The following is a 4,795-nucleotide window of genomic DNA, read 5'->3' as shown; positions in this document are numbered from 1 at the left end:
GGAGTCTGGTTGTCAAACGATACGTTGACACCAGAGACGAAATACAGGAACGTCTGATCCAGCCGGTGGGAAGCGGTCACGACCACGCCCGTCCTGCCCTGATACAGCTCAGCAGAGACAGGTACAGCCATATGCCCACAACCAGCAAGCACGAGGGGTAGCGCGGCACACAGGGCGCTGATTTTCATGAAGGACTCCGGAATCAATTCGGGTTGACGATGCAGGCAGGCATCGTAGCAACACCCGGCATCTCGCCGGAATCCGGGCTCAAAGCTTCTTGCCAACAGCGCTCAGGCGCGTGTTCTCTGCCGCCATCCGGCGAGCACGATCTTTGTCATTCGACTCGGCATCCTGCACCAGCGCCCGCATCTTGCCCTGCGCATCGGCCAGCTCCAGCTCGCCATTGCGCACTCGGTTGGGCAGGTCTTCCAGCAACTCGTTGGCCACGATCTGCCGCTTGGCCGCATCTTCCGATTTGGGCATGCTCTCCCACAGTTCGAGCTGCTTGGTAAAGCGCAGGAAGTTCACCATGCGCGTGAGCTCTTTCTCAGGCGAGGCATGCTGCTGCGACACGGCCTTGAGCATCTCCCACTCCATCTCGGAGACGAATACGGGCCGCTCCTTGATCTCGCCTGTGATGGGCTTGACCACAGGCTGCTTCTTGATTTCGTTGGCGGCGGCGGTCTGCTGAGCCGCTGCAGCAGGCAGGTCTTTGGGAAGGTCAGCAGACAGCGTTGACTCGATTGCAGCAGGCGACGGTGCAGCCCCCTGCGCGACCAGCGCCGCTGCCGTGTTGCTTTGCGCTGGCGTGATTCGATCGCCATCAACCTCACGTCCTTGCAACTGGGTGCGCACCAGCAAGGTCACGGCCAGCGTGACCACGGTGATCCCGACGCAGATCATCAGGAGCCTTTTGTTCGAGTTCGGCGCAACATGCACATGAACCATTTTCACCACCTCATCTTCGTCTACATCAAGCCATATCTGGCGTCTGCGTGGCCCGCCGCCACAGGCAACGGGCCACACATTCACTCACCTCAAGTCAGATCGTCAGATCAATAGCGAACCGGGGCGGGAGGCGCCACGGTGAACGAATAGGTCTGACCGCTGCCGGACATGAAGGCCGACAGGATGCCGGAGATGATGCAACCCTTGATCATCGGGAAGCTGGTCGAACCAGTGAAGGTCAGGCCACCATTGCCCAGCGAAGAGACGGGGCCTTCGAAATCCAGCGGGAACTTGACGGGCGTCTGCGTCTTGCAATCGCCAAAGGGAATGCCCGACAGCGACGTGATGGTGATGTCGGCGTAAGCCGCACCATGCACCTTCAGGATGCCGTTGTTGTCCAGCGTGGCCGTACCGGTGGTGTCGCCCACAGGTGTGATGCGCATGCCGACTTGCGAGCCAATGCCCAGGATCTTCAGCGATTGCTTGAAGTCAGGCACAAACAGGGAACCCTTGAGCGTCTTGGCTGTGATGTCGGTATCGGCCGTGAATGACGAGGCTGCAGGCATGTACACCGTCTGAGCCAGGGTCTTCAGGCCAACGCTGGCCGTCAGAGGCCAGGACTTGAGCGACACGATGAAGTTGCCGCCACCAGGATTGGCCGTCGACACCGGATCAGGCAAGGTCGAGCTGCAAGAGCCCTTGGTGGCCGTACCGGCAAGGCGATCACCCAACCAGCCCAGTGCGTACTTGGCGCCCTGGAACTGCGTGGCGATGTGTTCGCTGGGGAACAGATCAAAGGTCACGTCCGAGAACTTGGCGCAGTACTTGCGCTTGAGCAGATAAGCCTGGTTCAGCGGGATGAACTCGTCAGCCTGACCGTGGTACTGGTAGAGCGGCACGGAGACCTTGTCGCCACCCAGGTCCTGCGCCTTCATGGCCGTCACGGTCGAAGGCGTATTGATCTCGATCTGATGCAGTGACTGGTTGTTGAGCGTGTACTCGGCCAGGTTGTGGTTCATCAGGTCGAACAGGGCTTCGAACACGCACTCGGTCTTGCCACGGGCAATCGTGGTCTGGCCAACTGGGTTGGTCAGGCTGTTGATCGGGATCAGGTCAGGATATTCCTGCGACAGGCCGATGATGCCGGCGAACAGGAAAGAGGCACCTGCGCTGCCATCCAGCACATCAGCGGTCGTCACGAAGTCAGCTGGCACGCCACCTGCGGCCACACCCACCAGGTTCATGCTGGGCGTGTAGGTGCTCTTGAGTTGGCCAGCCCAGGCAGCCGACTGGCCGCCTTGCGAGTAACCCCAGATCACGGTCTTGGCAGTGGCCGTCAAGCCTGCGTCAGTCAACTGGGTGGCGGCACGCACAATGTCCAGCACGGCATGACCTTGCGAAGCACCAGCCAGATAGGTCGGAACCGAGTTGTTGGTGTAGCCCTGATAGTCAGACACCAGCACGGCGTAGCCAGCCTTCAGCGCTGCACGGATGTTGGCAGCCTCATAGTCAGTGCCCTTGTTGAGCTGGAAAGAAGGCGCGCAAGGTTGAGCCAGGCCATGGGTACCCACGGCATAGGACATGATGGGACGAGGACCAGCGCCCGTCCAGGCATCTGTCGGCACGATCACCGTGCCGGTCACCACGTTGGAGGTGCCCTTGGAGTTGGTGGACTGGTATTTCACCGTCCAGGCCTTGGTGCCCAAGGTGTCGTCGCCCACGTTGACCGTGGTCGAGCGATAGGCGATCAGATCGCCATGGTTGCCGCCGGCAACCGGCGTGGCGTCGTAGAACGACAAGTCGGATGGACCGACCACGGGTGCGGCATATGCCGAACTAACCGCCAGGGTTATAGCTGTCAAAGGAAGGGCAAGCATGTACTTGCGTGTAGTCTTTTTGCTCATGTCTCTCGCTCCGTTCAAGTCAGACATCCGCGCATCGGATGCCAACGATCGATTAATCGTTGATATTTAGTTTGGCGAACAGCGTGAATGAGCAACCAGGGGTGCAGGGGTCGTCCCGCCCCCAACCTGGCCTAAACACTTAACTGCAGGGGGGTAAGTTCTGCCAGGTCGGCTGGGTTTGTCCTTTCACCCGATTTGGTTAACAGCTATTTTGAAAAGACAGATATCCAAATAAACACCAAATCGATTCGAGCATCGGATTGCTGGCCATAACGCCAAATATGTACAGACACAGTCCGTCACCTGCCTGACGCAGCAAGCACTGGCGTAAGGGCCATAATCCTTCGCTCTGCCCCGGCTGTAGCGGGGCGCTGCTCCACAAGGTTTGCGCATGTCCGAGAAGATCGAAGACGTTTCCCCGCCCGCCACGACATGGGCTGATCGGCCGCTTTGGGTGAAAGGTCTATGGATGGCTGCAGGTGGTGCAGCGCTGGGATTGCTCGCTCTGCTGCTGGCCATCGTCGTGCTCTATCCCCAGTTGCCAGACACCAGTGGCTTGGCGCATTACCAACCCAAGCAGCCGCTGCGCGTGTACACGGCAGATGGTGTGGAGATCGGCGGCTTTGGCAATGAAAAACGCCAATACCTGCCCTTCGATCAGATCCCAAAACTGATGCGCGACAGCTTGCTGGCAGTTGAAGACGCGCGCTTTTACGAGCACCCCGGCATCGACATGATCGGCGTGCTGCGCGCCATCGTGGCCAACTTGACGCATCGCCGCACGCAAGGCGCATCGACCATCACCCAGCAGGTCGCCCGCACCTTCTTCCTGACGCGGGAAAAAACCATCAGCCGCAAACTCAAGGAAGCCTTGCTGTCCTTGAAGATCGAACACGAGTTGAGCAAGGACCAGATCCTGGCGCTCTACATGAACCAGATCTACCTGGGTGCGCGTGCCTACGGCTTTGCGGAAGCGGCTCAGACCTATTTCGGCAAGCCACTGAGCGCCCTCACGCCTGCAGAGTGCGCCATGCTCGCCGGCCTGCCGCAGAACCCGGCCAACGCCAACCCGATTCGCAGCCCCGAGCGCGCCCGCGCGCGCCAACTGGTGGTGCTGATGCGCATGCATGGTCAAGGCGTGATCGACGATGCGCAATACGAAGCGGCCAAAGCGGAAAAGCTGGGTGTGCGAGCGCCCGGTGACATGGAAGTCCACGCCGAGTACGTGGCCGAGATGGCCCGCGCCCAGGTTTACGCCCGCTACGGTGAAGAGGCCTACAGCACCGGCATGAAGGTGGTGACCACCTTGCGTGCCAACGAACAGCAGGCTGCCTACAAGGCCGTGCGCAAGACTCTGATTGACCGTGAACTGCAGATGGCCTGGCGCGGCCCGGAAGACCACGAAGAGTTGGATGACAGCCTGGACGACACCGACCCAGCCGTCTCCCAAGCCCTGATCGACTACAACGACGACGAGGCCTTGCGCGTGGCCATCGTGACCGAAGCTGGGGTCAAGAAGGTCGTGGCCGTGCTGGCCTCCGGCGAAGTGGTGACGATCTCCGGGAAAGGCCTGCGCCAGGCTCAGCCCGGCCTGACAGCCAAAGCCAGCGCCGAACTCAAGATCCAACGTGGTTCGGTGGTGCGCCTGTTTCAGCAAGGCAAGGACTGGACGCTCACGCAGTGGCCCGAGGCTGAAAGCGCCCTGGTCGCACTCAACCCAAATGACGGCGAAGTGCACGCACTGGTTGGTGGTTTCGATTTCCGATCCAACCAGTTCAACCACGTAACGCAAGGCTGGCGTCAGCCCGGCTCCAGCTTCAAGCCCTTCCTGTACGCCGCGGCCATGGAAAACGGCGTGATGCCCGAGACCATCGTCAACGATGCGCCCTTGAGCGGCCTGGGTGATTGGTCTCCGCAGAACGCCGATGGCAGCGCCGACGGCC

At 60.5% G+C, this 4,795-nt stretch carries 4 protein-coding genes; 1 reads left to right on the top strand and 3 read right to left on the bottom strand.

Features of this window, described 5'->3' with window-relative positions; all coding sequences use genetic code 11:
- From EPO09_RS04080 to EPO09_RS04070, 3 genes are all read right to left on the bottom strand, one after another.
- Positions 1–188, bottom strand: a 188-nt coding sequence (locus EPO09_RS04080) for a hypothetical protein (RefSeq protein WP_290640445.1), incomplete at its 3' end; no start/stop codon positions are given.
- Between the two features lie 79 nt (positions 189–267).
- Positions 268–903, bottom strand: coding sequence for a hypothetical protein (locus tag EPO09_RS04075; RefSeq protein ID WP_290640443.1), 636 nt, complete (start codon positions 901–903; stop codon positions 268–270).
- 152 nt (positions 904–1,055) lie between these two features.
- Complete coding sequence (locus EPO09_RS04070) at positions 1,056–2,852, bottom strand: lipase family protein (RefSeq protein ID WP_290640440.1); 1,797 nt, start codon at positions 2,850–2,852, stop codon at positions 1,056–1,058.
- A gap of 391 nt (positions 2,853–3,243) precedes the next feature.
- On the opposite strand from EPO09_RS04070, the gene EPO09_RS04065 reads away from it, so the two are divergent.
- The coding region (locus EPO09_RS04065) for a transglycosylase domain-containing protein (protein ID WP_290640438.1) at positions 3,244–4,795 on the top strand (1,552 nt) is incomplete at its 3' end.

The organism is Aquabacterium sp. (assembly GCF_004297345.1).
Lineage (GTDB): Bacteria > Pseudomonadota > Gammaproteobacteria > Burkholderiales > Burkholderiaceae_C > Aquabacterium.
This window is presented reverse-complemented; position numbering and strand designations above follow the sequence as displayed.

Excerpts from the sequence above, each read along its gene's own strand:
- EPO09_RS04075 (WP_290640443.1), bottom strand. The coding sequence starts at position 903 with ATGATCTGCGTCGGGATCACCGTGGTCACGCTGGCCGTGACCTTGCTG.
- EPO09_RS04070 (WP_290640440.1), bottom strand. The coding sequence starts at position 2,852 with ATGAGCAAAAAGACTACACGCAAGTACATGCTTGCCCTTCCTTTGACA.